The sequence below is a fragment of the Roseateles sp. AC306 genome, from assembly GCF_979253795.1.
The window spans coordinates 1-277 of record NZ_CEEDEB010000073.1 but is presented as its reverse complement, the minus strand read 5'-3'; the positions used below and the strand labels follow the sequence as shown (position 1 = coordinate 277).

At 72.2% G+C, this 277-nt stretch carries 1 protein-coding gene; it reads left to right on the top strand.

Features of this window, described 5'->3' with window-relative positions; translation table 11 throughout:
• Window positions 1–277 (top strand): FAD-dependent oxidoreductase (locus AC0IZJ_RS28445; protein WP_471855611.1); only part of this gene is annotated, 277 nt, incomplete at both ends.

Genomic DNA, 277 nt, shown 5'->3' with positions numbered 1-277 from the left:
CGGCAAGGGCCACCTCGTCAAGGAGGTCGACGCCCTGGGCGGGGCGATGGAGCTCGCCACCGACGAAGCCGGCATCCAGGTCCGCATCCTGAACGGCAGCAAGGGCCCGGCCGTGCGCGCCACCCGCGCCCAGGCCGACCGCATCCTCTACCAGGCCGCCATCCGCCGCCGGCTGGAAAACCAGCCCACCCTGATGCTGTTCCAGCAGGCAGTGGACGCCCTGATGGTGGAGGGCGACCGCGTCGTCGGCGCCGTCACGCAGGCCGGCATCCAGTTC